Raw genomic sequence first — 24,362 nt, forward strand, 5'->3', positions numbered from 1 at the left:
TCGCGTCAAACTGAAGGGCATCATCCGATGCGCTTCATCCGCGTTGCCTCCAAGGGTGTCTACGCGGACCGGCGCGCTATAATACAATGAGCAAGGATGTGCAAGCTTTTCGGCCCGGAAACAAAGGGCCTGCGCTTGACTTCGCCGGTTCGTCTTCCACATTGGTGCCCGTTGAACGAGGGAAGGGCTTGATTCATGAAACGGACTTTGATCGCGGCCAGCGTAATGGCTGCGTCCTGCGTATATCCAGTTGCGGCGGCTGAGATCAACGACAAAGGTGCCCGCGCACTCAAGGAAAACCTCAGCTATTTCCTGCCGGATACGGCGAAGTCCACGGGTTTCCTGACCGTCAAGCCGGCCGGCGAACGCTACGAGATCAGCTACGATTTCGCCAAACTCCTCAAATCCATCAACAAGAAAGACTTCACTGTTTCCGGCCTGAAGCCGTATTCGGTCTTTGCCGCGCCCCTCGACAACGGCCAGTGGAAGTTCCACAGCGACAGCGACATGAATTTCACCGTCAAGGGCAAGATGCCCGACGGCAAGTCGACGAACCTCAACTATTCCGTCACCGACATGGTGTTTTCCGGCATTTTCGATCCGGCGATCAGTTACTTCCGCTCGGGCGAGGTGACGTCAGGCCCGATCCGCATGGTCTCGAAGAGCGGCAAGGAAGAGGTCGAGGCGAGTTTCGCGAGCACGAACTATTCACTCGCATCCTCGCCGAGTGCCGCTGCCGGGAGCACGGATTTCACCGGCAAGGGGTCTTTCTCGCGTTTCTACGAACGGATTGCGATGCCGGAAACACCGCTGGTGCAGATCCGCGCCGAAAGCCTCGATTTCGACGTCAGTGTTCAGGGCGTGGTGGCCGAAAAGCTCCGCAATCTTGTCGCTTTCGTGCTGGAACTCGTCAACGATGAAAAGCCCTCGCAGGCCGAGATCGCAAAACTGAAGGATCTCGTCCGCGGGGCGATGCCGTTCTTCACGGCGCTGTCGGAAAAGATCACCTTCAACCAGTTTACCGTGGCGAGCCCGATCGGCGATTTCGGCGTCCACAAGCTCGATTACATGTTCACGATGAGCGAGCCCGCCGCGGCAACCCGGATAGGATTCGGTGCCCGCGTCGAGAATATCTCGACGCCGGACGGCATCATCCCCCCGCTCTACGCCCAGCTGGTGCCTGACATGGCGGAGATGGAGGTCGGGGTCGCCGACCTCAACTTCCAGCGTTTCGTCGATACCTTGATGGAGATGGACTTTTCGAGTCCCGTTCCGGCGCCGGAGGCCGAGGGCGAGCGTCTGGGCAAGGCATTCCTCGACGATGGTCAGCTGACCATCGACTTCCCGCGGGTCGCCGCGAAATCCGCGCTCTACGACGTCGAAGCATCCGGCAAGATCAAGGGGTATCCGGAGGAGAAGGAGCGCTATACGCTCGAAACCTCGATCCTTGCCCGCGACGTCGACAAGCTGATCCAGTATTTCCAGGCCGCCGCCAAGAACGACCCCGAATTAAACCAGGTTTCGTTCGCGATGATGATGGCGAAGGGCATGGCCAAGACCGAGCCGGACGGCCGCCTGCGCTGGGACATCAAGTTCGAGGACGGCAAGAACTTCAGCGTCAACGGACAGCCGATCCAATGATCTGAGGACGTGCCTATGTCTTCTCAGGCTGGCTTCGCTTTTGCCAGTCAGCCGCCATTTACCATCCACAGGAACGTTTCACACATGTTTGAATGCTAAAACTTCTCAACCAAACCAGTTGAAAAGTAACAGGCTTTCATGTTCCGCGTTTTCTCCTGCATCTTCGTCGAGCACGATCTTCGGTATGTCGCCTGCGCGGTATTGATCTGTGTGATCGGATCCTTCCTGACCATCCGGCTTTTTTCCAGAGCCCGGCGTGGTGGCGGGATCGAAAAGGTCATCTGGCTTTTCCTGGCGGGCTTCATGGGTGGATCGGCCATCTGGACGACCCATTTCCTGGCCATGCTCGGTTATCTTCCGGGCGGGCAGGCGGGATATGAACCAGCCCAGACGCTTCTGTCTTTCGTGATCGCGGTCGCGACCGCTACGATCGGGCTCAGCATTGCGAGTTATGGCGGGCGGTCCGTGCTTGCGGAAGCCGGCGGCATGGTCCTGGGGCTCGGTATCGCCGCCATGCACTACACCGGCATGGCCGCTTACGAGGTGCCGGGCACCATCGAGTGGGACCGTTCCTACGTGATCGCCTCGCTCATCTTCGCGGCTCTGTTCGGTGCACTCGCGACCAATCGCGTCATACGTCCGGTGACGCGCTTCTGCAGCTACGGTTCCGTGCTGGCGATGATCGTGGCAATCGCCTCGACCCATTTTACTGCCATGGGCGCGCTGGAGGTTGTCCTCGACCCCCGCGCCGTGCTGCAGAACGAGGTCGTTCCGCCGGTCGTGCTCGGCTTCGGCGTGCTGTCGCTGATGCTGATCCTGCTGGCACTGACGGCCGCCACCTACCTGATCGACGCCCGCACGACGCAGGCCGCCGTTGAGCAGTACCGCCACCTTTCCCTGCACGATGCGCTGACCGGCCTTGCCAATCGTGCCGCCTTCAACGAGCAGCTCGCCGATATCGCCGCGCGTCCGGTGGACATGACCGACCGCTTTGCGGTGCTTTCCTTCGATCTCAATCGCTTCAAGGAGGTCAACGACGTCCACGGCCATGCGGCGGGCGACGAGGTGCTGCGGGCGATCGGCGGCAGGCTTGCCGAGGCGGCCGGCGAGGGCGAGTTCATCGCCCGGGTCGGCGGCGACGAATTCGTCGCGCTGAAGCATATGTACTACAAGCGCTCCGACGCGATGGTGCTGGCCAATCGGCTGCTTGCGGAAATCTGCAAGCCGATCGAGTGGAACGGGAATACGCTGACGGTCGGCTCGAGTGTCGGCATTGCACTCTATCCCGGCGAAGCAAAGACGGTCGACGACCTCCTGGCACAGGCGGATGTCGCCATGTACCGCGCCAAGCAATCCGGCGGCAACGTGATCTGCTTCTACGACTCTTCGATGGACCAGGCGGCCCGCGAACGCAACGCGCTTGCCATGGATATGCGCTCCGGGCTCGTGGCAGGGCAGTTCGAACTTTATTACCAGCTGCAGAACGATACGTTTTCGGGAGAGGTGGTCGGTTTCGAAGTCCTGCTGCGCTGGAACCATCCGGTGCGGGGTCTGGTCTCACCGAACGACTTCATTCCGCTCGCGGAGCGCACCGGTTTCATCGTCGAGCTCGGCGATTGGGTGCTTCGGAGCGCCTGCGCCGAGGCGGCAGGCTGGAAAAATCCGTTCGCCATCGCCGTCAACGTCGCCGCCCAGCAGCTTGCCGATCCGAAATTCCCCACCAGGGTTCGCGATATCCTCAAGGAGACGGGGCTCAGCGCCGGCCGGCTCGAACTGGAAATCACCGAATCCGGCATCATCGCCGACCATCAGCGCGCGCTTCAAACCGTTCGCCACCTGAAGAGCCTCGGCGTCAAGATCGCCATGGACGACTATGGCACCGGCTATTCGTCGCTTTCGACGCTGATGTCCTTCCCGTTCGACAAGATCAAGATCGACAGGACCTTCGTCGACGGGCTTTCCAACAATGAACAGTCCGCGGCGATCGTGCGCTCGACGCTGATCCTGGCCTCGAGCCTCCACATCCCGGTGCTTGCCGAAGGAGTGGAGACGGACGCGCATATCGCCTTCCTGCGCAAGGAAGGCTGCATGCAGGTCCAGGGCTACCTTTTCGGCAAGCCCGGTCCGCGGGCGGGTATCGAGCATATCGTCAACGGTGAAGCTTGGGGCGAGACGGGGGAGCAAATCACCCCGGCGGCCGCCAAGGTCGCCTGACCCCGCGCGTCAGCGCCGGGGTTCGCCCCCCGGGGCATAGACTGTCTTCTGTTCGAAACGGAACTTGTGGCCGCACTGGCCGCAGCGGATCATGTATTTGCGGGGATCGGTCGAGGCGAATTCGGTCAGGAAGCCTCTCGGCAGTTCGTCGATGCGGAAATCGCGATTGCCCTGCCGCCTGTCATCGGTCTCGGAAACTTCGGCGAAACCGACATTGCCGCATTGGGAACATTCGAGTTTTCGGGAATAGCGGTCGCGTGCGGCCATGCGAGTCTCCTTCTTCGCAGGGCCTTCTAGCCGAAGCTCCGGCACAAAGCAAAACGCCGGAACCATGGTTCCGGCGTTTTTTCGTCGACGATCTGTCGTGACCTCAAGCCGGCCCTTTAGCGGCGGCACTCGCCGGAGGCGACGACGCTGAAGCCGGCGTTTGCCGCCTCGCAGGCATTCGGGAAGGTCTGGGTGCGTCCGCCCTGCTGGCCGCAGACGGGACGGTATTCGCGGGTGCAGAAGCGAGGTTCCTCAGGCCTTCCGGGACGGCCGGGCCGATCAGGACGGCCAGGCTGGTTCCAGTCCGGGCGATCCGGCCGGTCCGGACGATCGGGTCTGCCGGGTTGGTTCCAGTCGGGACGATCCGGCCTTTGCGGGCGATCCCAATCCGGGCGGTCGGGACGGTCTGGCCGGCCGGGGCGATCCGGGGTTCCCGGGCGATCCCAGTCGGGGCGATCAGGCCTCTGGGGCCGGTTCCAGTCCGGCCGGGGCCGTTCCGGCGGGTAATAGCCGCCAGGCCGGCTGCTGCTATCGACGCATGCCGACAGCAGCGGAATGAGAAGGAAAATGGCCAGTTTCTTCGACAGGCCGATAAAGGAATACATTTCGACTCACCCTGAGTTTGCGTTCGCAGGCGAGTCTATCCAAATACTTGTGACGGAAGAAGGTCAGTCGAACAGGCTGGAGACGGAGGATTCCATCGCCGTGCGGTTGATCGCCTCGCCGAGCAGGTTGGCAGTGGTGATGACCCGGATGTTGTGCGCCGACTGGACCGCCGTGGTCGGCTGGATCGAGTCGGTGATGACCAGTTCCTTGAGCTTGGAAGCGGCGATGCGGGCGACCGCGCCGCCGGAGAGCACGCCATGGGTGATGTAGGCGGTGACGCTGGTGGCGCCGTTTTTCAGAAGCGCTTCGGCCGCGTTGCAGAGCGTGCCGCCGGAATCGACGATATCGTCGATCAGCAGGCAGTCCTTGCCGTCGACTTCGCCGATGACGTTCATCACCTCGGACTCGCCGGCCCGTTCGCGACGCTTGTCGACGATCGCCAGCTGACAGTCGATGCGCTTGGCGAGCGCACGGGCGCGAACCACGCCGCCGACGTCGGGCGAGACGACCATGACGTTGTTGAGGTCGTAGTGTTCCTTGACGTCACGGGCGAGCACCGGCACCGCGAAGAGGTTGTCGGTCGGGATGTCGAAAAAGCCCTGGATCTGGCCTGCATGCAGGTCGAGCGTCAGGACGCGGTCGGCGCCGGCCTCGGTGATCAGGTTGGCGACCAGCTTTGCCGAGATCGGGGTGCGCGGGCCGGCCTTGCGGTCCTGGCGGGCATAGCCGAAATAGGGAAGAACAGCGGTGATGCGCTTGGCCGACGACCGACGGAAGGCGTCGATCATGATCAGCAGTTCCATCAGGTGATCGTTGGTCGGGAATGACGTGGACTGGATGATGAAGACATCCTCGCCGCGCACGTTTTCCTGAATTTCAACGAAGATTTCCTGGTCTGCAAACCGCCTGACGCTGGCTTTTCCGACTGGGACATTAAGATAGCTGCAGATCGCGTCGGCGAGATGCCGGTTCGAATTGCCTGCGAAAACCTTCATTGCGGTCCGCCTGTTTTGAAGCTGGATGCGGGCCTTTTACCGCCGCGGCCTTCGAATGCAAGTGCGTTTCGCACCCGCTCACTCTTTTTTATGAAGAAACTGTGACCCGTGGCTTTTGAGGTTCAGTCCGGGATCGGCCCGGCCGGACCGCTCAGCCCTGGGATTGGCGCCAGGCCACATAGTCCTGGATCGTCTTGGCGGCGATGGCCTCCATGGTCGAAGCGGGGACCGACGTCCAGGGATCCTGGCCGCTGCCGGGCACGCTTTCCTGTCCCTGCATGCGGTGCAGCCGGGCGCCGGAACCGTCGAGAATATCCCAGACATAGACGATGGTGACCTTGCCGCTGTCGGAGAAGGCGGAGAAATAGCCTTTCAGGATATGCTCGGTGCTGTTGTCGCTCGACGGCCGGATCGTCAGCCCGTTGGCGCGGGCCTGGGCACCGAGCTGGCGGGACAGCGGCGTCACCGCCTGGACCGGCGCACCGATGATCGGCAGGAAGCGGACCGTCGGTCCGGATGCAGGCGGCAGCGAGGCGCTCTGCTGCTGGCGGGACGGTTGCTGGGGTGGAGCGGCCGTCGTCTCGGGCTGCTGCATGGTCTGCTGCTGGCCCTGCCATTGCGGCGGCGGGCCGGAGGAGGCGGGCGAGACGGTGTTGCCGGATTCAAGCGCCCGCGCCTGGGCTTCGAGCGTGTTCTGGGGACCGGATTGATAGCCGCCGCTGCCGTTGTAGGTTTCCGGCTGGGGCGAGCGGGCCATGCGGTCGGTTTCGGCCTGGGTCACGGGCGAGGAAGTCCTGGCGCCGCCTCCACCGACATTCGCCTGCGGCGTCAGCGCTTCCGTCGTATTGCAGGAGGCAAGCACTACCGCCAGCAGGGCAGCGGAAAGCAGTGTTCCGAAAGGCCGCATACCCGTCTCCTGCCAAAGATTCCTCAGGCTGAAGCTTAAAGTTCGCTCCTGAACTGTCAATCGCCTGATTTTTCGAGCTTTCAGCGCTGTATGAGATCCAGGCTGTGGCGGGAAAGTGGCTGCGGATCGCCTTCGGTCGTCAGGTAGGTGTGACCGAGGGTCATGGCGGCGCCGCTATCGGAATCCATGATGATCATGTGCACGAACAGCGTCATGTCCGGCAGAATCTCCTGCGGATTGCCGAAATGGAACATCTGGTGCTCCATCCAGGACGGCGAGAACCGCGCGCCGAGCGAATAACCGCAGGCATTGAGGCGGTGGCGCGACAGGCCGCGCTCGTCGAGAATGCGGGCATGGGTGTCGAAGACGTCGCCGAAAGTCTGGCCGGGGCGCAGAACCTCCTCGATCGCCGTGATGGTTTCGAGGCAGGCCTTGTGGAGCTCGCGGTGGCGAGGCAACGGTTCGCCGACGACGACCGTGCGCATCATCGCTGCGTGGTAATGCGCAGCCGCACCGGCCCATTCGAGCGTCAGCTGGTCGGTCGCGTCGAGCTTGCGGCGACCGGCCTTGTAGCGGCAGAGCAGCGCGTCGGCGCCGGAGCCGATGATGAATTCGTTGGCGGGGTAATCGCCACCGCCAAGAAAGACGGCGCCCTGCATGGCGGCGAGGATTTCCGCCTCATCGCCGCCGGCCTTGATCAGCGGCAGCGCCGCATCGAGCGCGTCGTCGGCAAGTTCGGCGGCACGGCGGGCATAGGCAATCTCCGCCGGGCTTTTGACGAGGCGCAGCGTGCTGACCAGATAGGAGGCGTCGCTGATCTGGCCGAAGGTGGCGAGCTGGTTGTCGAGCAGGCGGGCGACGCGGCCGGTCATGCCGTGGGTATCGTATTCGACGCCGATCCTGGCGCCGAGCAGGTCCATGTCGCTCAACAGGTTCTTGAGGTCGAGCGTAGGGTCGGCATTCACCCGGTCCACCCAGACGACGATGTTCTCGACGGTCGAGGTGTGGCGGGCCTGGCGCAGGTCGGCGGAGCGGGTGAGCAGCGTCATCGCCCCGTCCGCCTTGACGATCAGGGTCTGGAAGAAGCAGTAGCCGAACGTGTCGTAGCCGGTCAGCCAGTACATGCTTTCCTGCGCGAAGATCAAAAGCGCATCCAGCTTTTCGGCGCGCATCTTCTCCGTCAGCCGCGTCAGCCGGTCGGCGTATTCGCTCCTCTCGAAATGCAGTGCCATATCAATTCTCCCGAAGTGCGATTGCTGAAATCTGGCGGCCGTAGTCCGGCTCTTTGGCATGGGTGGTGCGGCGGTAGGAATAGAACCGTTCCGCATCAGGGTAGGTGTCGAGGCCAAGGCTTTCCGCCCGCACGCCTGATGCTGTCAGCCGCTGGATGGTCAGCGACGGAAGGTCGAACATGGAGTGCCCCGGATTCGATGACGGTGTGAAGAAAGCCTCGTAGGAGGGATCGTAGTTCAGGAACCGTTCGACAAATTCCGGTCCGACCTCGTAACTTGCCGGACCGATCGAGGGACCAAGGACGGCGGTGATGTTTTGGCGCTCTGCACCCAGCGAGACCATCGCCTCGATGGTGTTCTCGAGCACGCCGGTCAACGCGCCCTTCCAGCCGGCATGGGCCGCGCCGATCACGCCGTTTTCGCCGTCGGCAAACAGGATCGGGCCGCAATCGGCCGCGAGCACCCCGAGCGCCACGCCCGGCACGCTCGTCACCATCGCATCGACCTTCGGCCGTTCGCCGGCATAGGTCTCGTCGACGACGAAGACGTCGGGCGAATGGACCTGGTGCACGGTCGCGAGCTTTTCGAGCGGCAGGCCGAACCAGGCAGCAACGCGGGCACGATTTTCGGTGACCTTTTCACGGTCGTCATCGGAGCCGATGCCGACGTTGAGGCCGGCATAGAGGCCTTGCGAAACGCCGCCCTTGCGGGTGAAGAAACCGTGGCGGATACGGGCGCCGGCCCTGTCGTTCAACAGGGGGCTCTCGATCGGCTCCGGCAAGGGTATGTCCTGCATCGGCGTTATCTATCCCGTTGATTTGAAGAGGTTTTGGGCGCGCTCTCAGGGCCTGCCCGCTGCTTCGATCTAGGGTGAGAGTGGCGCAAGAAAAGGGCGGATGTCAATCGGTTGATGAATTGACGGCCGCTGTTTATTCCACCGCGCGGAACGGCATAAGCTTCAATACCGGGCTCGATACCGCGATGACTTTGAAGAGTTCGCCCATCTTGCCGGCACCTTCGCCGGCCAGCCGGTCGACAGCGGCGGCGATCAGGCGCTGCTCGGTAGGCTCCTTGTCCTTGGCCAGCGCGGTCGCCCGCTCGGCAAGGCCGAGGCCGAACAGGAAATCGCCCTGGCGCAGGCCGCCGTTCAGGTGAACACCCGCGGAGACGGCAATGCGTGCGAGGTCCTCGAAATCGACATGGCTGGTCAGATCCGCTTCGCCCGGATGCTGGAGCGGCGGATCGTAGTCATGGTGGCGGACCGCCTGCAGCGTATCGCCGAAACCGGTGACCAGATGGCCGTAGTCGATGATCAGAGCCGTTCCGCCGAAGGTCCGCAAGCGTTCGCACAGCGTCAGCATCACCGCCTGACGGGCCGGGGAAAGTTCGAAGATCGTGCCGTCGGGAATGCCGGCGACGGGCGAGGGCAGAAGCTGCGGGTCGAGCGTCGCGACGCCGACAGCAAAACCGAGTTCATCCTCGGCAGTCAGGCCGACGAGGCGTTCGCGAAAACCGGTCGGTGTCTTGACGAACTGGCGGATCGGGATCGCGTCGAACAGTTCGTTGGCGGCGATCAGCGTAAATCCTTCGGGGACTTCCTCGAAACTGTCGTGCCAGGAAATCTTGGTAGAGAAGGCTTCGAGCGTGATGCGCTGGACGCCGCGCAGGCGCTCGCTCGTCTCGACAAGGTGAACATGCAGGTCTTCAAAGAGCGACGGTGCGATGCGTTTGATCACTCGCAGCATGTCGGCCATCATCGTGCCGCGGCCGGGGCCGATCTCCACCAGGCGGACGCCGGTCGGCGTGCCATGCTGCTGCCATGCATGCACCATGAAGACGCCGACCATCTCGCCGAACAGCTGGCTGATCTCCGGCGCGGTAATGAAGTCACCGTGGCGGCCGAAAGGCTCGCGGGTGCGATAATAACCGTATTCCGGATCGGCGAGGCACAGCGCGAAATAGTCGGTCACGCTGATCGGGCCATTGGTGCGGATCAGGGTCTTGATCTTTTCGGTGAGGGGAGTGGTCAACGGGCGTGCCTCCCCTCAAGCCTTCGCCGCGGACGTTACCGCCGCGCGGGCACGGAAAATGGCCCAGAGGCCGGCAGCGATCATCGGCAGCGACAGGATCATGCCCATGGTCAGCCAATTGGTGCCGAGCAGGTAGCCGAGTTGCGCATCCGGTTCGCGAAAAAATTCCACGAAAATGCGGCAGAGCCCGTAGCCGATGACGAAGGTTCCGGCGATTGTGCCCGGGATCTTCAGCGCCTTGAACCGGAAGATCATCAGGGCAAGGACCAGCAGAAGCACGATGCCTTCGAGGCCGGCTTCGTAGAGCTGGCTCGGATGGCGGGAGAACGGCCCGCCGGTCGGGAAGACGACCGCCCAGGGCGCGTTGCTGAGGCGTCCCCAGAGTTCGCCGTTGATGAAATTGGCGATGCGGCCGAAAAACAGGCCGAAGGGCACGACCGCGGCGACAGTGTCGAACATGCTCCAGACGGGAATGGAGTTGCGGCGGGCGAAGATGATCATCGCGATCGTCGCGCCGATGAAGCCACCGTGAAAGGACATGCCGCCATTCCAGATCTCGACCGCGCGGATGGGGTTCGCGGCCACGGACGCCAGGTCGTAGAACAGGATATAGCCGATGCGGCCGCCAAGCACGATGCCGGCTGCGACCCAGACGAGGAAGTCGTCGAGCTGGACGGCCGTGATCGGCGACTGGCCGTCTTTCCACAGCGAAGCGTTCGCCGCGAGCCGGCGCGCATAAAACCAGCCGAGCATGATGCCGGCGACATAGGCGAGCCCATACCAATGGATGGCGAGCGGGCCGATGGAAAAGGCCACCGGATCGATGTTCGGGAACGGCATCAGAGCGAAAAGATGAAGCGCTTCGTACAAGTTACAGGGTTCCCACCTAACGGCATTGGGCGGAACATGGCGTTGCGGCCATCGGCGGTCAAGGTGAATCTAAGCGAGTGCTGATGCTAACGGTGGATGATGCTTGCAAGCGGACCGTCCAGGCCCTACTTGATCCCTATGGACATTCGCCGGCCCGAATTGCCGGCCAGACGATATGGGAGTTCAGAACCATGGCAACCGGCACGAACCGCATTCTCGACGATTTCGCGCGGCTGATGACCGATGCCGCCGGCGCCGCGCAAGGCGTGCGCAAGGAGGTCGAAACGGCCTTCCACGCCCAGGCCGAGCGGTTTCTCAACAGCATGGATATCGTCAAGCGCGAGGAATTCGAGGCCGTCCGCGAAATGGCCGCCCGCGCCCGCGACGAAAACGAGGCGCTGAAGGCGCGGATCGAGGCGCTGGAAGCGAAGCTTTCGGGGCAGTGATCTGCGTTTCCCGGGGACGACCTTTCTATCTCCGGTAGGATATATCACTCTGCTTGTCAGCTAAGATGCTGTTTTTTCTTCCTCTCCCCAAGGGGAGAGGAAAGCCGCGCACCTAATACCTTCCCCGCCCCTTCAACCCACGCCTACAATCCCCTCGCTCCCACCACCGGAGTGTTTCGCGAGACGTTTGCGGGCAGGCGGGGGCCGGCGCTTTCATTGGAACCGTAACGTGCGGGGATGGTGGAAGAGGTGAAAGCCATGGGCTGGGGGCAACCCGAACCCTATCAAGCCTCCCCCTGGCCGCCGGGCCGGGTTCGGTTGAGCCGTGCAAGTGGCAAGGTTTCCCGAAAGGAAGCCGTGAACAAAGCCACGCAGCGAGGCGAGGTGATCACCTGTAGGGGCCGGACACCCCGAAAGACGCCGAAGGCCACGCGAATGCGGAGCCACACATACTAAAAAAATGAGGTTCCGCATTCGTGTGGGCTCTCCCATCGTAGCGCGCCGAACAGGGTTTCGGCGCGGGCGCAGGTGTTGAAACGAAAAAAATGACGCCCTGTGGACACATTCAAAAAAGCCAGCGTCCAGAGTCGCTTATGACTCCGTTCTGATCTCCGCTGCGAACATGTTTGGAGTTTTGCCCATGTAAAAACCGAGGGAGGGGCTGGCAGCCGGACTCCGTCTAGGTACACTGATTTTAAAGGATGATTCGAAACGGCTTGGTAAGCTCCAGACAGGGTGACTGCGTTATTCTGGAAGCGTCGGACGATCATCGACAGTGTTGTTCCCGGTTACTGTTCGCGTGTTTTTGGCGTTTTACCGCACGAATTCGCATTCATTCCGGTCAAGAAGGTGCCGCATGACGCTTATGGAAATGGAAATCGAACGCCAGTCGAATCCGGTCGATATGATCGAATTCGTTGCTGCCTCGAACGATTGGACGTTCGAACGGTCGGGTGAAGATGAAATCGCCATGACCGTGGAAGGCCGCTGGACGGACTACCATGTTTCCTTCTCCTGGATGGAGGAGTTCGAGGCGCTGCATCTGGCCTGTGCTTTCGATATCAAGATTCCCGACGCCCGGGTCAACGAGGTCATCCGCCTGCTGAGCCACGTCAACGGCCAGGTGCTGATGGGCCATTTCGACGTGTGGCGCCAGGAAGACGTGGTCATCTTTCGGCAGTCGCTGCTGCTGGCCGGCGGCGCCGAACCGAACAACCAGCAGGTCGAGGTGCTGCTTTCGAGTGCGCTCGAAGCCTGCGAATCCTATTACCAGGCGTTCCAGTTCGTTGTATGGTCCGGCATGGAGGCAAAGGCCGCCATGGAAGCCGTCCTGTTCGAAACCGTGGGCGAATGCTGATGGCCTTGGGTCAGTTGGGATCCATCATTCTGGTCGGCGCCGGCAATATGGGCGGCGCGATGCTGTCCGGCTGGCTGAAAAAGGGCGTGCCCGGCGCGTCCGTGAGGGTCATCGATCCGTCGCCTTCCGATGCCATGAAAACGATGATTTCCGAGGCCGGTGCGCATCACCTTACCGCGCTGCCTAGCGGTGCATCCGCGGATATCCTGTTCCTTGCGGTGAAGCCGCAGCTCATGGATGCCGTCCTGCCACCCCTGAAGCCGGTTGTCGGTTCGAATACCGTGGTCGTGTCGGTCGCGGCGGGCAAGACGCTCGCCTATCTCGAAAAGCATCTCGGCGAAGCCGCCATGGTGCGCGCTATGCCGAACACGCCTGCCATGATCGGCCGCGGCGTGACCGGCGCCTATGCCAATCCCAAGGTCACCGACGCGCAGCGCGAGGCGGTGCAATCGCTGCTCAAGGTCAGCGGACCGGTGGAGTGGGTTTCAAGTGAAGCGGATATCGATGCGGTGACGGCCGTTTCGGGCAGCGGCCCGGCCTATGTGTTCTATCTCGTGGAGTGCATGGCGGAAGCGGGCCGGAAAGCAGGCCTGCCGGCGGACCTCGCCATGCGGCTCGCGCGGGAAACTGTCTCGGGGGCTGGCGAGCTGCTTCACCAGTCCCCCGATGACGCGTCCAGGCTTCGTCAGAACGTTACCTCTCCGAACGGCACGACCGCTGCGGCACTTGCCGTGCTGATGGCAGAGGACGGCATGCAGCCGCTGTTCGACAAGGCGATCGCGGCTGCCCGCGACAGAGCCGAAGAACTCGGCGCCTGAGTGAATTCGAATGGCTGAAGACATCACCTATGGCGACTTCGAAAAAGTCGATATCCGTGTCGGCACGATCGTCGAGGTCGAGGCTTTTCCGGAAGCCCGCAAGCCGGCCTTCAAGCTGAAGATCGATTTCGGCCCCGAGATCGGCATCAAGAAATCGTCGGCGCAGATCACCGTGCATTATTCGCCGGAAACGCTGGTCGGTCGGCAGGTGCTCGGCGTCGTCAATTTCCCGCCGCGGCAGATCGGGCCGTTCCGCTCGGAAGTGCTGACCCTCGGCTTCGAGGACGAGAACGGCGCGATCGTGCTGGCCGCCGTCGAGCAGCCGGTGCCAAACGGCCGGAAGCTGATGTAGCCCGAGCGCTGAGGCGCTGTGCGGATCGTCAGTGGATATCGCGGCTCTCAACATCGCCGATGCTGAACGACCGGAACTCCACCTCGAAGCCTTCGCGCTGCGGCGAGCAGAAGGTCATGCCGACGGAGAGTTCGGTCAGTTCCGGCGGAAAGAAAGCGAGCCGCGCCATTCGCCAGTCTGGCTGCGTGTCGGTTCGGTACTGGACGAAGAGGGCGTCGCCCATGCGGGTGACGCGGACGGAGATTTCCTCGAAATCATCGGCGAGGCGGAAGGCGGACCAGTCGGAATGGCCGTTGGTCATCACCACGCTGAAATGCCGGGCGCCGTCGGTGAATTCGATGCCGCATTTCATCCAATGTTTTTCGTCGTGGCGGATCATCAGCCCGGCCTGGTCGTAGAGCGCCTCGTACTTCCCGACAAACGAGGTTTCGGCGGTGAAATCGCTGTTTCGGGGGCTATGGAGGAAGTGGCCGCTGTCGCGGTGAAAGCCGTAATAAGTGCCCTGCCAGAAGTCGGTTTCGGCGCCGGAGCGGGCGATCAACGTGCCATTTTCCTCGCGGCTTTCTGGCGGCGGGTTCAGCCAGGTCATGTGGGACAGGTCGATCGGCATCGGTTCCTCGAAAGAATGATCAGGCGGGCACGCGCACGACGGCACGCAAGCCGCCGCGAGGGCTGTCGGCGAGCGTGACGTTGCCGCCATGGGCGCGGGCGATATCGCGGGCGATCGCAAGGCCGAGGCCGGTGCCGGATGCATTGAGGTTGCGCGCCTCGTCCAGGCGGTAGAACGGCTTGAAGACGTCTTCGCGGGATGCTGCGGGGATGCCCGGACCATCGTCGTCGAGCGTCAACGTCAGCCACTTGGCGCTGTGCCTTGCGTCCACATGGAGCGTCTTGGCGTAACGTTCGCTGTTGGACACGAGGTTGCCGACAAGCCGGGCGAAGGCATTCGGCCGTACCGCGATCTCGTCCTCGCCGTCGATCTCGTAGGTCATGGTCTTGCCGTGCAGCGCGAATTCCGCGCGGAGCTTTTCAAGCAGCTCGCTCAATCGCAGTTCGCCGAAATCTTCTTCCGCTTCGCCCTTGGCGAAGGCGAGATACCCTTCCAGCATCGACTGCATGTCGTCGACATCCTGGCTCATCCCCGCCAGTTCCGGCTTGTTGCCGGCGAGCGCCAACTGCAGCTTGAAGCGGGTGAGGATGGTCCTCAGATCGTGGCTTATGCCGGCGAGCATGGCGGTGCGCTGCTCCATCTGGCGCTCGATGCGCTCGCGCATCTGGATGAAGGCGAGGCCGGCGCGGCGGATTTCGTCAGCGCCGCGGGGAGCGAAACCATCGGTCTTCTGCCCCTTGCCGAAGCTTTCGGCGGCACGCGCGAGCGTCAGGATCGGCCGGATCTGGCCGCGCAGGAAAAGGATGGAGATGATCACCAGCACGACGGCGGCGCCGATCATCCAGACGAGAAAGATATGGGTGTTGGAGGCGTAAGTTGAGCCCCGGCGGACGAAGACGCGCAGCACCCTAGTATCGAACTTGATACGGATCTCGACAAGCCGGCTGTCTCCGATCGTGTCGATCCAGAAGGGCATCTGGATCTGGCGGGTGATCTGGTCGGCGAGGATATCGTCGAGGATCTCGAAGAAGGGGCGCGAACGGGGCGGCGGCAGCTGGCCGTTTTCCTCGACTGCGATGGTGAGGTTCAGCGCGTCGCTGGCGATGCGGCTGATGGCGTCATAATTGCTGTCCTGGGGATAGGCCTGGATCACCTCGATGATGCCGGCGATATCGCGAACCGTACTTTCCGAAAGACGTTCGGTCACCATTCGCCAGTGTCGTTCCATGAAGACGGAGGCAACGATGCCCTGCAGCAGCAGCATCGGCAGGATGACGATCAGAAGCGAACGGGTGTAGAGGCCGGTCGGCAGGCGGCGGCGCAGCCAGCGGGTCATCGGGCGCCAGCCCGGCAAGGTGAGCCGGTCCATGTCGCGCTTCAGAGGGTCGAAAAGTGCCATCCTGCCTTCAGCCTGTGCCGGTCTCTTCCCGGCTAATCGATACTCAGCCTGTATCCGATGCCGCGCACCGTCTGGAGATAGACGGGGTTGGCCGGATCCTCCTCGATCTTACGCCGCAAACGATTGATCTGCACGTCGATCGTGCGTTCGCCGACCTCCGCATCGTCGCCGATCAGCTCGTGGCGGGGAATGGTGTCGCCGGCGCGCAACGCGAAAAGCAGCATGATCTCCTGTTCGCGATCGGTCAGCCTTATGGTTTCGGCGGCCTTGCGCAGCTCCTTGCGCGGGATCGAGAAGGTGAAGGGGCCGAACATGATCTGCTCGATCTTGGGCGTATCGGCCGAGGTGCTGCGGCGCAGGATATTGTTGATGCGCAGCACCAGTTCGCGCGGATCGAAAGGTTTCGACAGATAGTCGTCGGCGCCGGCTTCGAGACCGGCAATTCGCGATTCCGATTCGGCGCGGGCGGTCAGCAGGATCACCGGAACCGTCTTCTTCTGATAGAGCGACTGGGTGAGCGAAATGCCGGATTCGCCTGGCATCATCACGTCGAGAATGATGAGGTCGAAATGCAGGCCTTCGAGCTTGCGGCGGGCTTCGGCGGCGTCGCCCGCGACGGTGATGCGAAACCCCTGTTCTACCAGGTAGCGGTTCAGAAGATCGCGGATACGCGTGTCGTCATCGACGACGAGAAGATGAGGCGCATCATCGGAAGGGGGCGGTGTCGTCATCTCAAAGGTCCCACTTAGTCCAAGTCGCTGTCGATAGGCTCGAGGCTTTCATCGCGACCGCGCATGCGGCGCAGGAATTCCTTGACCGAGGCCCGCGTGTCGGGGGTCAATTCCTCCATGGCGCGAGCGATACGGCGTGATTGCGGCTCGGAAAGGGCGAGAGCCAGCTCACGACCTGCAAGGGTCGGATAGAGCCTGCGCTGGCGGCGATCCTTGGCGCCGGCCATCTGGCGAATATAACCCGATTCGATCAATTGCTTGAGGACGCGCGCCAGGCTCTGCTTGGTGATCTGCAGCGTATCGAGAAGGTCGGTGACCATCATGCCCGGCTGGCGGCTGACGAAATAGACGACGCGGTGGTGGGCGCGGCCCATGCCGATCTTGGCGAGGATCGCATCCGGGTCGGACACGAAATCACGGTAGGCGAAGAAAAGCAGTTCGATGGTCTCGAAGTCGATCTGGGCTTCGTCGACTGCCGGCATAGTCGGCATGACCTTCTTGACGGCTTTTCCCGTCGATGCGCGCGACACTCGCGTTTCCTTTCCCTTTGCGGCTGCTTGCCCCATGGTCCGAAGATCCTGGAGCCGAAGCTCTTATTGCCGATTTCGCACTGTAACCCGACGCACGTCATAAAGCGCGATCAGGCTGAACAATCAACAGCATTTGTTGGGGAGGGCGGGGGGCGAGAGCCACAGAGAAGGGCGCTGCCGGACAGCGCCCTCTTCCGCGAAGCTCAATCGTAGATGTGGACGATACGGCGGGTGCCGGGATCGACAAGAACCGGGCGGTCGTTGACGACGACGTAATCGTACTCGTAATCCGGCACTTGCTGGATCACGACCCCGGGCGGCAGCGTCGCGCCGATCGCCACGTCGTTGCGGACGTAGACCGGCTGGACCGGGTGCTCTTCTATGTAGCTGATGACGGTTTCCGGCGGTTCGACGGCCTCAACCGCGCCGACCGGGCCGAGCAGGATATCGCCCGGGCCTGGAACAGCGGCCGGCGGTGTGACGCTCGCAGTCGTCTCATAGGTGACGGACGGCACTTCATACTGGGTGCGGTATTCTTCCACCGCAACCGCCGAGCCGTTGTGGCGGATGGTCAGGTATTCCGCATAGACCCAGCCGCGCATGCCGTTGACGTCGATGCGGCACCATTTGCTGCCCTGGAGGCAACCGTCCATCATGGCCGGGCTGCCGCGGGTGGCCATCCCGATCTCGGGATAGTTCTGGCCGGGACCGGAGCGGACGATGATGTCCGAAGCGGTGGTGGTCGTCATCTGCGCCTGGGCGGGCAGGGCGAGCGCCGAAAGGACGGCGCCGAGGCCCAGCCACTTCAATTCCGGGCATTTCAACCAAGTCGTCATGGATCTTCTCCTCATGTTGACTGGCGGGGTAACACCCGCATGTCCCGGTGGTTCCGCCGAATGCGGGCGGATTCTGCAAGATGTGGCGGGGGTGCCACAGCTAGAATGGGGTACGGAACCTTTGTGCCGCCAACCCATTGACCCCGCCATAAGCACCGGAGAAACCCATGACGAACCTGACCGCGACCGCCCAAACCTTCACCTCACTGCCGCCGATCAGGATGGAAACATCTGACGCGGCAAACCCGCTCAGAAGCGTTCTGGTGACCGTTTTCGTGCTGAAGATCGCGATTGCGGCTTTCCTGATCGCCACCGTATCGCTCGCACCGCCGGTTTCCGCCAACCCGCATTACACGACCCTTGCCTCGAACTGATCTTTTCGGCTGAAATGCCCTCCGTTTATCGGTATATCCCGGCAAGCATCATCGTTCAGGCCGAGGCATCATGGGCAAGTTACAGGCCGGTATCATTCCGGTTACGCCATTCCAGCAGAACTGCACGATCCTCTTCGACGAGGAGACGAAGCAGGGCGTCATCGTCGATCCGGGCGGCGACGTGCCGACCATTCTTAAAGTGGTCGAGGAAAACGGCCTCACGCTGAAGGAGATATGGCTGACCCACGGGCATATCGACCACGCCGGCGGCGCCGATGAATTGCGCGAGGCGCTCGGCATCCCGGTGATCGGCCCCCATGAGGCGGACCTGCCGCTGCTGCAGCGACTGGAGACCCAGGCCGAAAAATTCGGGGTCAAGATGGAGGTGCGCAACGTTTTGCCCGACCGCTGGCTCAACGAAGGAGACAAGGTTTCGTTCGGCGAGCATGTCTTCGAGATCTTCCACTGCCCCGGACATGCGCCCGGACACGTGATCTATTACAACCGGGCCCAGGGTTTTGCGCATCTCGGCGACGTGCTGTTCAACGGCTCGATCGGGCGCACGGACCTGCCCGGCGGAGATCACGACACGCTGCTCGCTTCGATCCGCGACAAGGTCCTGCCGCTCGGGGACGAGGTCGGGTTCATCTGCGGCCACGGGCCGGGAAGCCGGATCGGCGACGAACGGCGCAGCAACCCGTTCCTGCGCGGTCTCTGAGGTCAAAACCGCGGCATAACATTATCAAAAAAAACCCGGCATCTCTGCCGGGCTTCAACTCGAAATGCCAAGCCTCTGGAGGCTTAGCCCGCGATCTGCAGATTGACGGCCTTGGGGCCCTTGCCGCGACGATCCGGTTCCGTGTCGAAGCTTACTTTCTGGTTTTCAGACAATCCGGACAGGCCGGAAGCCTGTACGGCAGAGATATGAACAAAGATATCGGCGCCACCATTGTCAGGCTTGATAAAGCCGAAGCCTTTGTCGGTATTGAAGAATTTTACAGTGCCAGTCTCGGCCATGCAGCAGGTCCTTTTCTCTCTGTCCGTGTTCAGCGGCGGACAGCATCACAGTGTAGCCCCGAAGGGCGGCGGCAGGCAGCTTTAAGAAAGGGTCCCTGTCTTTACCGCGATGACCGGCAGGAATTGCTTTGAAATCTCCGCCCCCGGCCTACCGCCCGAAGTCTTAGCGCCTTCGGAGCGCGTCATTATAGGTCTTCCCATGCTCGTAAATTGCCCGAACTTGCACAGAGTGCTGTGTTTATCGAAAATTGGCAAGAAAAAGTTTTTTGAATTGTCGCCACAATGGCAAATTGCAAATCGCGGGAACCCCCGGAAAATGCGGGTTTTGAGCCTCTGCTGATAGTGCGGCAAGGCGATTCCATCGCTGGCAATGCTTTCGTAACCTTCTTCTGTGCCGTTTTGGGGCAAATGGCGCGAAAAGAAAAATTTTTGCCGCTCATGTCTCTGAACAAGGATCTGGCCCGTTTCGGGCCTATATCGCGGATGATGGCGGTATGCAGCCGCAGCGTGAAATCTGCAGTCTGCCGGTACTATTCGCCGCTGGATTGCCGGCGGCCAAAGGTGCGGGCGGGCCTTGCGAATACCGGTCTGACCGAGGTCGGAGGAGGCAGGGTAGCGGCGGTCCGGTTGACGCCTGGGGTGGTCTCACCCTCGCTCGTCTGGAGCGGCGCGAAGTCGGCCAGGCTTTCCGGGAAGCTCTCGTTGAATGTCGTCGGGGCGAGCTCGGGCCGCGCCAACGCATAACCCTGCATCAGCGGCACGCCGAGTTCTTCGCAGAGATCCACCTGCCAAAGCTCTTCGAGTCCTTCGAAGATCGGTTCGATGCCATCATCGAGCATCTGCCGGACGATGACGCGCAGCAGCGCATAGCCGGCGGAATTGTCGAGGAAGTCGCGCACCCAGGCGGCTTCGAATTTCACGTAGTCGGGCTTGATGCGCTTCAAACGGTCGAGATCGGAATCGCGGGCGCCATAGTCGTCGATTGCGACGCGGAAGCCGACCGCCTGCATGTGCTCGGCGAAAGCGACAACAATGTCGTCGGACGCGCCGGATCTCTCGGAGATTTCGCAGACAATCCGATCAGGCGCCAGGCCGGCCTCGTGACTGGCGACCTTGATGCGATCGACTTCCTGGCGCATTTCCTGGGGCGTGCGGAAGAGGCCGGGATGGAACTTGACGAAGATCCCGGCGCGGGACCGGTTCAACCGGCCGGTGTTCAAGATGTGAATGGTGCGCAGGATGCTGTCGACATCGGCCATGTCGACCGGTGAAACAAGCGGAAAGAACTCGGCCGGCGACACCGGTTCGTTGTCGCGGGAGGCGCGCAGCAGGCCCTCGAAAGCTTCGATTTCGAGGCCGGTTTCGGGGCCTGAGCGAAAGATCGGCTGCAGCGCGGATTGCAGCAGGAAAGGGCCGTAGACGGTGGAGAACGACCCATTGTCGCTGCGAACCAGATTGGCGAAGATGCTTCTCGGCGTCATGCCTGTGCCCATCGATTTCCGTTATCCATCCCTCCTGGTTGTAGCAGTCAAGGGTTACGCGGTTGTAAACAAGGTTTCGAAGGTTTTAATCAGCTTCTTTCATGGCTCGCATTCAAGCTTTGTGCTTGAAACGGCGTCATAGTTTAGACATAGAGCTTACGGGCGGTTTTCGGCGCGCGATGCCGCCTTGTTCAACAGCTCTTCAGGACGAAGATTATGGCCTTTCTTGCCGACGCACTTTCCCGCGTAAAGCCCTCTGCCACCATCGCCGTTTCCCAGAAAGCCCGCGACCTGAAAGCAAAGGGCCGCGACGTGATCGGGCTCGGCGCAGGCGAGCCGGACTTCGATACGCCGGAAAACATCAAGAAAGCCGCCATCGACGCGATCAATCGCGGCGAGACCAAATATCCGCCGGTATCCGGCATTCCGCAGCTTCGCGAGGCAATCGCCAAGAAGTTCAAGCGCGAGAACAATCTCGACTACACGCCTGCCCAGACGATCGTCGGCACCGGTGGAAAGCAGATTCTTTTCAACGCCTTCATGGCGACCTTGAATCCAGGCGATGAGGTGATCATCACCGCGCCCTACTGGGTTTCCTATCCGGAGATGGTCGCCATCTGCGGCGGCACCTCGGTGATCATCAAGGCGAGCCAGGAAAACAACTTCAAGGTGACCGCCGCCGATCTCGAAAAGGCGATCACGCCGAAAACCAAGTGGTTCCTGTTCAACTCGCCGTCCAACCCGTCGGGTGCCGCCTATACCCATGACGAGTTGAAGGCGCTGACCGACGTGCTCGTCAAGCATGAGCATGTCTGGGTGCTGACCGACGACATGTACGAGCACCTGACCTATGGCGACTTCAAGTTCGTCTCGCCGGCGGAAGTGGAGCCGAAGCTCTACAACCGCACGCTGACGATGAACGGCGTTTCCAAGGCCTATGCGATGACCGGCTGGCGTATCGGTTATGCGGCCGGCCCGCTCGAACTGATCAAGGCGATGGACATGATTCAGGGCCAGCAGACTTCCGGCGCCTGCACGATCGCCCAATGGGCTTCGGTCGAGGCGCTCAACGGACCGCAGGACTTCATTCCGCAGAACAAGAAGATCTTCGAAGGCCGCCGCGACCTGGTGGTCTCGATGCTGAACCAGGCGAAGGGCATCGTCTGCCCGTCTCCGGAAGGCGCCTTCTACGTCTACCCGTCCTGCGCCGGCCTGATCGGCAAGACCGCGCCGTCGGGCAAGGTCATGGAAACCGACGAGGATTTCGTCACCGAGCTTCTGGAAACCGAAGGCGTTGCCGTCGTTCACGGTTCGGCCTTCGGTCTCGGCCCGAACTTCCGCATTTCCTATGCCGCTTCGGAAGAACAGCTCGAAGAAGCCTGCAAGCGGATCCAGCGCTTCTGCGCAAACTGCAAGTAAGCCAACCACGAATTCGACAGGAAAGCCCGGCGGCCACGCCGGGCTTTCCTGTTTCGGGCACTCGCGTTGACGATGGCCGCAACCGGACGTACATTTCGGTTATGAAAACCGTATCCCTCCGCGAAGCTCAGGACCGTCTCGACGAACTTGCCCAGGATGTGGAGCAGGGCGAGACCGTGACCGTGACGCGGGATGGCAAGCCGGTATTCGATATCGTGCCTCATATCGCGGCAACGAAACCGGAAAAGAAGAAGGGCGGTATCGATTGGGAAGCAGGTCAGGCCTATCTGCGGTCGAGGGGCATTACCAATCCGGTGCCTTACATCGCTGACGATTTCGACGATCCTTTGCCGGAAGATTTTCTAATCACGCCTCTGCCTAAATGATGAAACTTCTGCTCGATACTCATATCGTGCTTGCATTCCTGCGGCGGGAGTTCGACAGCCAGTTTCCGGTATTTCACAAATTCTTTTCCGGCGGGAGCATATCTGGTTTCGTCAGTGTGGCGAGCCTCTGGGAAATCGCCATCAAGTCGAGATTGGGCAAGCTCGATCCGGGCATGCCTCTGGAGCAGATGCCAGTAACTTTGCGGGCTTCGGATCTCAAAATACTTCCCATCGACATTCCGCATGTCATCACTGCGGCCGAACCGGAGCCCGATACGCGCGATCCCTTCGATCGGCTGCTTTTGGCACAATGCCAGGTCGAGGGGCTGCAGTTGGTGACCATCGACCGGGCACTCGTCGGACATCGCCTCGCATTCAAATTCTAGGCAAAGCGGCGTTCGGGAACGCCGCTTGCCCGAAATAACCCGTCAGCTCCTGGTCAGCTTCACGATCGTCGATTCCCCGCCGCCGCGCTGTTCGGTGACGGCATAGACGGCGCCGTCGGGGCCGACCTTGACGTCGCGGATGCGGGCGCCGAGCGGTACGCGTTCCTCATAGGCGACCTTGTCGCCGTCCATGTGGACGACCACGATGCTCTGGGCGACGAGGCCGCCGATCAGGAAGGAATTCTTCCATTCGGGGATGGCGTCGCCGTCATAATAGGCCATGCCGGACGGGGCGATGACCGGGTCCCAGAAATAGACCGGCTGTTCCGTCTCCTTCATGGCGGTGATGCCCTTGCCGACCGGACGGCCGCTGTATTCGATGCCGTAGGTGACCTCGGGCCAGCCGTAATTCCTGCCGGCTTCCGGGCGGTTCAACTCGTCGCCGCCGCGCGGTCCGTGCTCGACGGTCCAGAGACGGCCCTGTCCGTCGAGGGTGGCGGACTGCAGGTTGCGGTGGCCGAGCGACCAGATTTCCGGCCGGGCGCCCTGCCGATTGACGAACGGATTGTCGGGCAGGGCCTTGCCGTTCACGTCGATGCGAAAGACCTTGCCGAGGCCGCTTGAGAGATCCTGGGCCTGGACGCGGGGCTCCGGGTCGGACCGCTCGCCGACGGTGACATAGAGTTCCCGGTTCGGACCGAAGACGAGGCGCGAGCCGAAGTGTTTGTTGCCGTCATAGCTCGGCATCTGGCGGAAGATGACTTTGAGATCTTCCAGCCTGCCGCCGCCCCGGTCGTCCGGGACGAGCCTGGCCGAAGCGACCGAGGTGCCGTTGCCGTCATCCCGCTGCTCGGAGAACGAAAAGAAGATCGTGCCGGAGGTCGCAAAGTCCGGGGCGAGCGCCACGTCGAGCAACCCGCCCTGGCCGCCGGAAAGCACTTTCGGAACGCCCTCGATTTTCGGCCCGGCCTCGCCTTCTTCCGAGATGATATGCATGGCGCCCTGCTTGGCCGTCACCAGCATCCGGCCGTCGGGCAGGAACTCCATGGCCCAGAGATGCGGCAGGCCGTCGGCGACCACCTCCTGCGCGATCTTCGGTATGCGGGCCGGCTGCGGAGCGCGGGTCTGGTTGGCGAAGGCGGGTTTCTGGTCGCGGGCGTTCGGCGCTTTGGTTTCCGCGGGTTGGCCGGCGTTTTGCGCTGTAACAGGCCCGGCCAACAGGGCAAGCGAAAGGGCCGAACCGGTCGCGAGAAGACTGATGCGTTTCATCATGGACTCCCTTTAGTAGGGCGGAACTACCGCCAAGACCTGCAACGAAACTCCCGCACGCGGCGAAGGAGTATCTGGCAATGGCCTTCATCTAGGGCGTTCATCGGCAAGCGCCGAACACGGTTCGTTCAAGATTATTTTATCGACGGACCGCGAACAAAAGCCCGCCGGTGAAAGCGGGCTTCGTGC

The 24,362-nt window shown here is 61.9% G+C and carries 27 protein-coding genes; 11 read left to right on the forward strand and 16 right to left on the reverse strand.

Annotation, left to right across the window (positions count from 1 at the left end):
- Nucleotides 1-195 precede the first annotated feature (195 nt).
- Together ACZ9EJ_RS04875 and ACZ9EJ_RS04880 are read left to right on the forward strand one after the other, a co-directional pair.
- Nucleotides 196-1,641 carry a hypothetical protein gene (locus ACZ9EJ_RS04875; protein ID WP_046631115.1) on the forward strand — a complete coding sequence of 482 codons (1,446 nt, stop codon included), beginning with the start codon at nucleotides 196-198 and terminating at the stop codon, nucleotides 1,639-1,641.
- Between the two features lie 138 nt (nucleotides 1,642-1,779).
- On the forward strand, nucleotides 1,780-3,855 hold the full coding sequence (locus tag ACZ9EJ_RS04880) for a putative bifunctional diguanylate cyclase/phosphodiesterase (RefSeq protein WP_046639012.1): 2,076 nt from the start codon (nucleotides 1,780-1,782) through the stop codon (nucleotides 3,853-3,855).
- Between the two features lie 9 nt (nucleotides 3,856-3,864).
- On the opposite strand, the gene ACZ9EJ_RS04885 is transcribed toward ACZ9EJ_RS04880, so the two are convergent.
- The 8 genes from ACZ9EJ_RS04885 to lgt form a co-directional block, all read right to left on the reverse strand.
- Entirely contained in the window at nucleotides 3,865-4,122 is a 258-nt protein-coding gene (locus tag ACZ9EJ_RS04885; protein WP_046631111.1) for a hypothetical protein, read from the reverse strand.
- Between the two features lie 116 nt (nucleotides 4,123-4,238).
- Entirely contained in the window at nucleotides 4,239-4,727 is a 489-nt protein-coding gene (locus ACZ9EJ_RS04890; protein WP_052764527.1) for a Kazal-type serine protease inhibitor family protein, read from the reverse strand.
- A gap of 63 nt (nucleotides 4,728-4,790) precedes the next feature.
- Entirely contained in the window at nucleotides 4,791-5,723 is a 933-nt protein-coding gene (locus tag ACZ9EJ_RS04895; protein ID WP_007770305.1) for a ribose-phosphate pyrophosphokinase, read from the reverse strand.
- Between the two features lie 151 nt (nucleotides 5,724-5,874).
- On the reverse strand, nucleotides 5,875-6,630 hold the full coding sequence (locus ACZ9EJ_RS04900; RefSeq protein ID WP_046639013.1) for a hypothetical protein: 756 nt from the start codon (nucleotides 6,628-6,630) through the stop codon (nucleotides 5,875-5,877).
- A gap of 80 nt (nucleotides 6,631-6,710) precedes the next feature.
- Nucleotides 6,711-7,862 carry a M24 family metallopeptidase gene (locus ACZ9EJ_RS04905; protein WP_046639014.1) on the reverse strand — a complete coding sequence of 384 codons (1,152 nt, stop codon included), beginning with the start codon at nucleotides 7,860-7,862 and terminating at the stop codon, nucleotides 6,711-6,713.
- Between the two features lies 1 nt (nucleotide 7,863).
- Nucleotides 7,864-8,658 (reverse strand): peptidoglycan editing factor PgeF, encoded by a 795-nt coding sequence (gene pgeF / locus ACZ9EJ_RS04910; protein ID WP_046639015.1) that lies wholly within the window; start codon nucleotides 8,656-8,658, stop codon nucleotides 7,864-7,866.
- Between the two features lie 133 nt (nucleotides 8,659-8,791).
- Entirely contained in the window at nucleotides 8,792-9,892 is a 1,101-nt protein-coding gene (locus tag ACZ9EJ_RS04915; RefSeq protein WP_046639016.1) for a class I SAM-dependent methyltransferase, read from the reverse strand.
- Between the two features lie 15 nt (nucleotides 9,893-9,907).
- Nucleotides 9,908-10,732: a prolipoprotein diacylglyceryl transferase gene (gene lgt, locus ACZ9EJ_RS04920; RefSeq protein ID WP_046639301.1), complete on the reverse strand. Its 825-nt coding sequence runs from the start codon at nucleotides 10,730-10,732 to the stop codon at nucleotides 9,908-9,910.
- 221 nt (nucleotides 10,733-10,953) lie between these two features.
- Between lgt and ACZ9EJ_RS04925 the strand changes: the two genes are divergently transcribed.
- From ACZ9EJ_RS04925 to ACZ9EJ_RS04940, 4 genes are all read left to right on the forward strand, one after another.
- Complete coding sequence (locus tag ACZ9EJ_RS04925) at nucleotides 10,954-11,208, forward strand: accessory factor UbiK family protein (RefSeq protein WP_007758074.1); 255 nt, start codon at nucleotides 10,954-10,956, stop codon at nucleotides 11,206-11,208.
- 856 nt (nucleotides 11,209-12,064) lie between these two features.
- Entirely contained in the window at nucleotides 12,065-12,565 is a 501-nt protein-coding gene (locus tag ACZ9EJ_RS04930) for a type III secretion system chaperone family protein (RefSeq protein WP_046631097.1), read from the forward strand.
- Entirely contained in the window at nucleotides 12,565-13,383 is an 819-nt protein-coding gene (proC, locus tag ACZ9EJ_RS04935) for a pyrroline-5-carboxylate reductase (protein WP_046639017.1), read from the forward strand. The genes ACZ9EJ_RS04930 and proC overlap by 1 nt, the downstream gene beginning before the upstream one ends.
- Before the next feature lie 10 nt (nucleotides 13,384-13,393).
- Entirely contained in the window at nucleotides 13,394-13,735 is a 342-nt protein-coding gene (locus tag ACZ9EJ_RS04940; RefSeq protein ID WP_046631093.1) for a tRNA-binding protein, read from the forward strand.
- Nucleotides 13,736-13,763: 28 nt separating this feature from the next.
- Here ACZ9EJ_RS04940 and ACZ9EJ_RS04945 read toward each other — a convergent pair whose 3' ends face one another.
- From ACZ9EJ_RS04945 to ACZ9EJ_RS04965, 5 genes are all read right to left on the reverse strand, one after another.
- A complete protein-coding gene (locus ACZ9EJ_RS04945; RefSeq protein WP_046639018.1) occupies nucleotides 13,764-14,345 on the reverse strand; it encodes a DUF1349 domain-containing protein in 582 nt (193 codons plus the stop codon).
- Nucleotides 14,346-14,364: 19 nt separating this feature from the next.
- Entirely contained in the window at nucleotides 14,365-15,744 is a 1,380-nt protein-coding gene (locus tag ACZ9EJ_RS04950) for an ATP-binding protein (RefSeq protein ID WP_046631089.1), read from the reverse strand.
- 32 nt (nucleotides 15,745-15,776) lie between these two features.
- Nucleotides 15,777-16,475: a response regulator gene (locus ACZ9EJ_RS04955; RefSeq protein ID WP_046631081.1), complete on the reverse strand. Its 699-nt coding sequence runs from the start codon at nucleotides 16,473-16,475 to the stop codon at nucleotides 15,777-15,779.
- Between the two features lie 14 nt (nucleotides 16,476-16,489).
- The gene (locus ACZ9EJ_RS04960; RefSeq protein ID WP_251089947.1) at nucleotides 16,490-16,966 is read right to left on the reverse strand and encodes a MarR family winged helix-turn-helix transcriptional regulator; all 477 of its coding nucleotides are present in this window, start codon (nucleotides 16,964-16,966) and stop codon (nucleotides 16,490-16,492) included.
- Between the two features lie 242 nt (nucleotides 16,967-17,208).
- The gene (locus ACZ9EJ_RS04965; protein ID WP_046639019.1) at nucleotides 17,209-17,841 is read right to left on the reverse strand and encodes a DUF1236 domain-containing protein; all 633 of its coding nucleotides are present in this window, start codon (nucleotides 17,839-17,841) and stop codon (nucleotides 17,209-17,211) included.
- 167 nt (nucleotides 17,842-18,008) lie between these two features.
- Here ACZ9EJ_RS04965 and ACZ9EJ_RS04970 point away from each other — a divergent pair, with 167 nt between their 5' ends.
- Together ACZ9EJ_RS04970 and ACZ9EJ_RS04975 are read left to right on the forward strand one after the other, a co-directional pair.
- On the forward strand, nucleotides 18,009-18,215 hold the full coding sequence (locus ACZ9EJ_RS04970; RefSeq protein ID WP_046639020.1) for a hypothetical protein: 207 nt from the start codon (nucleotides 18,009-18,011) through the stop codon (nucleotides 18,213-18,215).
- Nucleotides 18,216-18,285: 70 nt separating this feature from the next.
- The gene (locus ACZ9EJ_RS04975; protein WP_046639021.1) at nucleotides 18,286-18,933 is read left to right on the forward strand and encodes an MBL fold metallo-hydrolase; all 648 of its coding nucleotides are present in this window, start codon (nucleotides 18,286-18,288) and stop codon (nucleotides 18,931-18,933) included.
- An 83-nt stretch (nucleotides 18,934-19,016) separates the two neighbouring features.
- Here the strand turns inward: ACZ9EJ_RS04975 and ACZ9EJ_RS04980 are convergent, their stop codons facing one another.
- A complete protein-coding gene (locus ACZ9EJ_RS04980) occupies nucleotides 19,017-19,232 on the reverse strand; it encodes a cold-shock protein (RefSeq protein WP_003494703.1) in 216 nt (71 codons plus the stop codon).
- A 530-nt stretch (nucleotides 19,233-19,762) separates the two neighbouring features.
- Nucleotides 19,763-20,713 (reverse strand): EAL domain-containing protein, encoded by a 951-nt coding sequence (locus ACZ9EJ_RS04985; RefSeq protein ID WP_046639302.1) that lies wholly within the window; start codon nucleotides 20,711-20,713, stop codon nucleotides 19,763-19,765.
- A gap of 216 nt (nucleotides 20,714-20,929) precedes the next feature.
- On the opposite strand from ACZ9EJ_RS04985, the gene ACZ9EJ_RS04990 reads away from it, so the two are divergent.
- The 3 genes from ACZ9EJ_RS04990 to ACZ9EJ_RS05000 all read left to right on the forward strand — a co-directional run bounded on the left by ACZ9EJ_RS04990 (nucleotide 20,930) and on the right by ACZ9EJ_RS05000 (nucleotide 22,904).
- A complete protein-coding gene (locus tag ACZ9EJ_RS04990) occupies nucleotides 20,930-22,132 on the forward strand; it encodes a pyridoxal phosphate-dependent aminotransferase (protein ID WP_046631068.1) in 1,203 nt (400 codons plus the stop codon).
- A gap of 101 nt (nucleotides 22,133-22,233) precedes the next feature.
- On the forward strand, nucleotides 22,234-22,518 hold the full coding sequence (locus tag ACZ9EJ_RS04995) for a type II toxin-antitoxin system Phd/YefM family antitoxin (RefSeq protein ID WP_046639022.1): 285 nt from the start codon (nucleotides 22,234-22,236) through the stop codon (nucleotides 22,516-22,518).
- Nucleotides 22,518-22,904 carry a type II toxin-antitoxin system VapC family toxin gene (locus ACZ9EJ_RS05000; RefSeq protein WP_046639303.1) on the forward strand — a complete coding sequence of 129 codons (387 nt, stop codon included), beginning with the start codon at nucleotides 22,518-22,520 and terminating at the stop codon, nucleotides 22,902-22,904. Before ACZ9EJ_RS04995 ends, ACZ9EJ_RS05000 begins: the two co-directional genes overlap by 1 nt.
- A 42-nt stretch (nucleotides 22,905-22,946) precedes the next feature.
- Here ACZ9EJ_RS05000 and ACZ9EJ_RS05005 read toward each other — a convergent pair whose 3' ends face one another.
- On the reverse strand, nucleotides 22,947-24,173 hold the full coding sequence (locus ACZ9EJ_RS05005) for a PQQ-dependent sugar dehydrogenase (RefSeq protein ID WP_476098776.1): 1,227 nt from the start codon (nucleotides 24,171-24,173) through the stop codon (nucleotides 22,947-22,949).
- Nucleotides 24,174-24,362: the final 189 nt, after the last annotated feature.

The sequence above is a fragment of the Neorhizobium sp. USDA 3394 genome (genome assembly GCF_056280385.1).

Coding starts and splice junctions, on each gene's coding strand:
- ACZ9EJ_RS04875 (WP_046631115.1), top strand. CDS start 196: ATGAAACGGACTTTGATCGCGGCCAGCGTAATGGCTGCGTCCTGCGTA.
- ACZ9EJ_RS04880 (WP_046639012.1), top strand. CDS start 1,780: ATGTTCCGCGTTTTCTCCTGCATCTTCGTCGAGCACGATCTTCGGTAT.
- ACZ9EJ_RS04885 (WP_046631111.1), bottom strand. CDS start 4,122: ATGGCCGCACGCGACCGCTATTCCCGAAAACTCGAATGTTCCCAATGC.
- ACZ9EJ_RS04890 (WP_052764527.1), bottom strand. CDS start 4,727: ATGTATTCCTTTATCGGCCTGTCGAAGAAACTGGCCATTTTCCTTCTC.
- ACZ9EJ_RS04895 (WP_007770305.1), bottom strand. CDS start 5,723: ATGAAGGTTTTCGCAGGCAATTCGAACCGGCATCTCGCCGACGCGATC.
- ACZ9EJ_RS04900 (WP_046639013.1), bottom strand. CDS start 6,630: ATGCGGCCTTTCGGAACACTGCTTTCCGCTGCCCTGCTGGCGGTAGTG.
- ACZ9EJ_RS04905 (WP_046639014.1), bottom strand. CDS start 7,862: ATGGCACTGCATTTCGAGAGGAGCGAATACGCCGACCGGCTGACGCGG.
- pgeF (WP_046639015.1), bottom strand. CDS start 8,658: ATGCAGGACATACCCTTGCCGGAGCCGATCGAGAGCCCCCTGTTGAAC.
- lgt (WP_046639301.1), bottom strand. CDS start 10,732: ATGCCGTTCCCGAACATCGATCCGGTGGCCTTTTCCATCGGCCCGCTC.
- ACZ9EJ_RS04925 (WP_007758074.1), top strand. CDS start 10,954: ATGGCAACCGGCACGAACCGCATTCTCGACGATTTCGCGCGGCTGATG.
- ACZ9EJ_RS04930 (WP_046631097.1), top strand. CDS start 12,065: ATGACGCTTATGGAAATGGAAATCGAACGCCAGTCGAATCCGGTCGAT.
- proC (WP_046639017.1), top strand. CDS start 12,565: ATGGCCTTGGGTCAGTTGGGATCCATCATTCTGGTCGGCGCCGGCAAT.
- ACZ9EJ_RS04940 (WP_046631093.1), top strand. CDS start 13,394: ATGGCTGAAGACATCACCTATGGCGACTTCGAAAAAGTCGATATCCGT.
- ACZ9EJ_RS04945 (WP_046639018.1), bottom strand. CDS start 14,345: ATGCCGATCGACCTGTCCCACATGACCTGGCTGAACCCGCCGCCAGAA.
- ACZ9EJ_RS04950 (WP_046631089.1), bottom strand. CDS start 15,744: ATGGCACTTTTCGACCCTCTGAAGCGCGACATGGACCGGCTCACCTTG.
- ACZ9EJ_RS04955 (WP_046631081.1), bottom strand. CDS start 16,475: ATGACGACACCGCCCCCTTCCGATGATGCGCCTCATCTTCTCGTCGTC.
- ACZ9EJ_RS04960 (WP_251089947.1), bottom strand. CDS start 16,966: ATGCCGACTATGCCGGCAGTCGACGAAGCCCAGATCGACTTCGAGACC.
- ACZ9EJ_RS04965 (WP_046639019.1), bottom strand. CDS start 17,841: ATGACGACTTGGTTGAAATGCCCGGAATTGAAGTGGCTGGGCCTCGGC.
- ACZ9EJ_RS04970 (WP_046639020.1), top strand. CDS start 18,009: ATGACGAACCTGACCGCGACCGCCCAAACCTTCACCTCACTGCCGCCG.
- ACZ9EJ_RS04975 (WP_046639021.1), top strand. CDS start 18,286: ATGGGCAAGTTACAGGCCGGTATCATTCCGGTTACGCCATTCCAGCAG.
- ACZ9EJ_RS04980 (WP_003494703.1), bottom strand. CDS start 19,232: ATGGCCGAGACTGGCACTGTAAAATTCTTCAATACCGACAAAGGCTTC.
- ACZ9EJ_RS04985 (WP_046639302.1), bottom strand. CDS start 20,713: ATGACGCCGAGAAGCATCTTCGCCAATCTGGTTCGCAGCGACAATGGG.
- ACZ9EJ_RS04990 (WP_046631068.1), top strand. CDS start 20,930: ATGGCCTTTCTTGCCGACGCACTTTCCCGCGTAAAGCCCTCTGCCACC.
- ACZ9EJ_RS04995 (WP_046639022.1), top strand. CDS start 22,234: ATGAAAACCGTATCCCTCCGCGAAGCTCAGGACCGTCTCGACGAACTT.
- ACZ9EJ_RS05000 (WP_046639303.1), top strand. CDS start 22,518: ATGAAACTTCTGCTCGATACTCATATCGTGCTTGCATTCCTGCGGCGG.
- ACZ9EJ_RS05005 (WP_476098776.1), bottom strand. CDS start 24,173: ATGAAACGCATCAGTCTTCTCGCGACCGGTTCGGCCCTTTCGCTTGCC.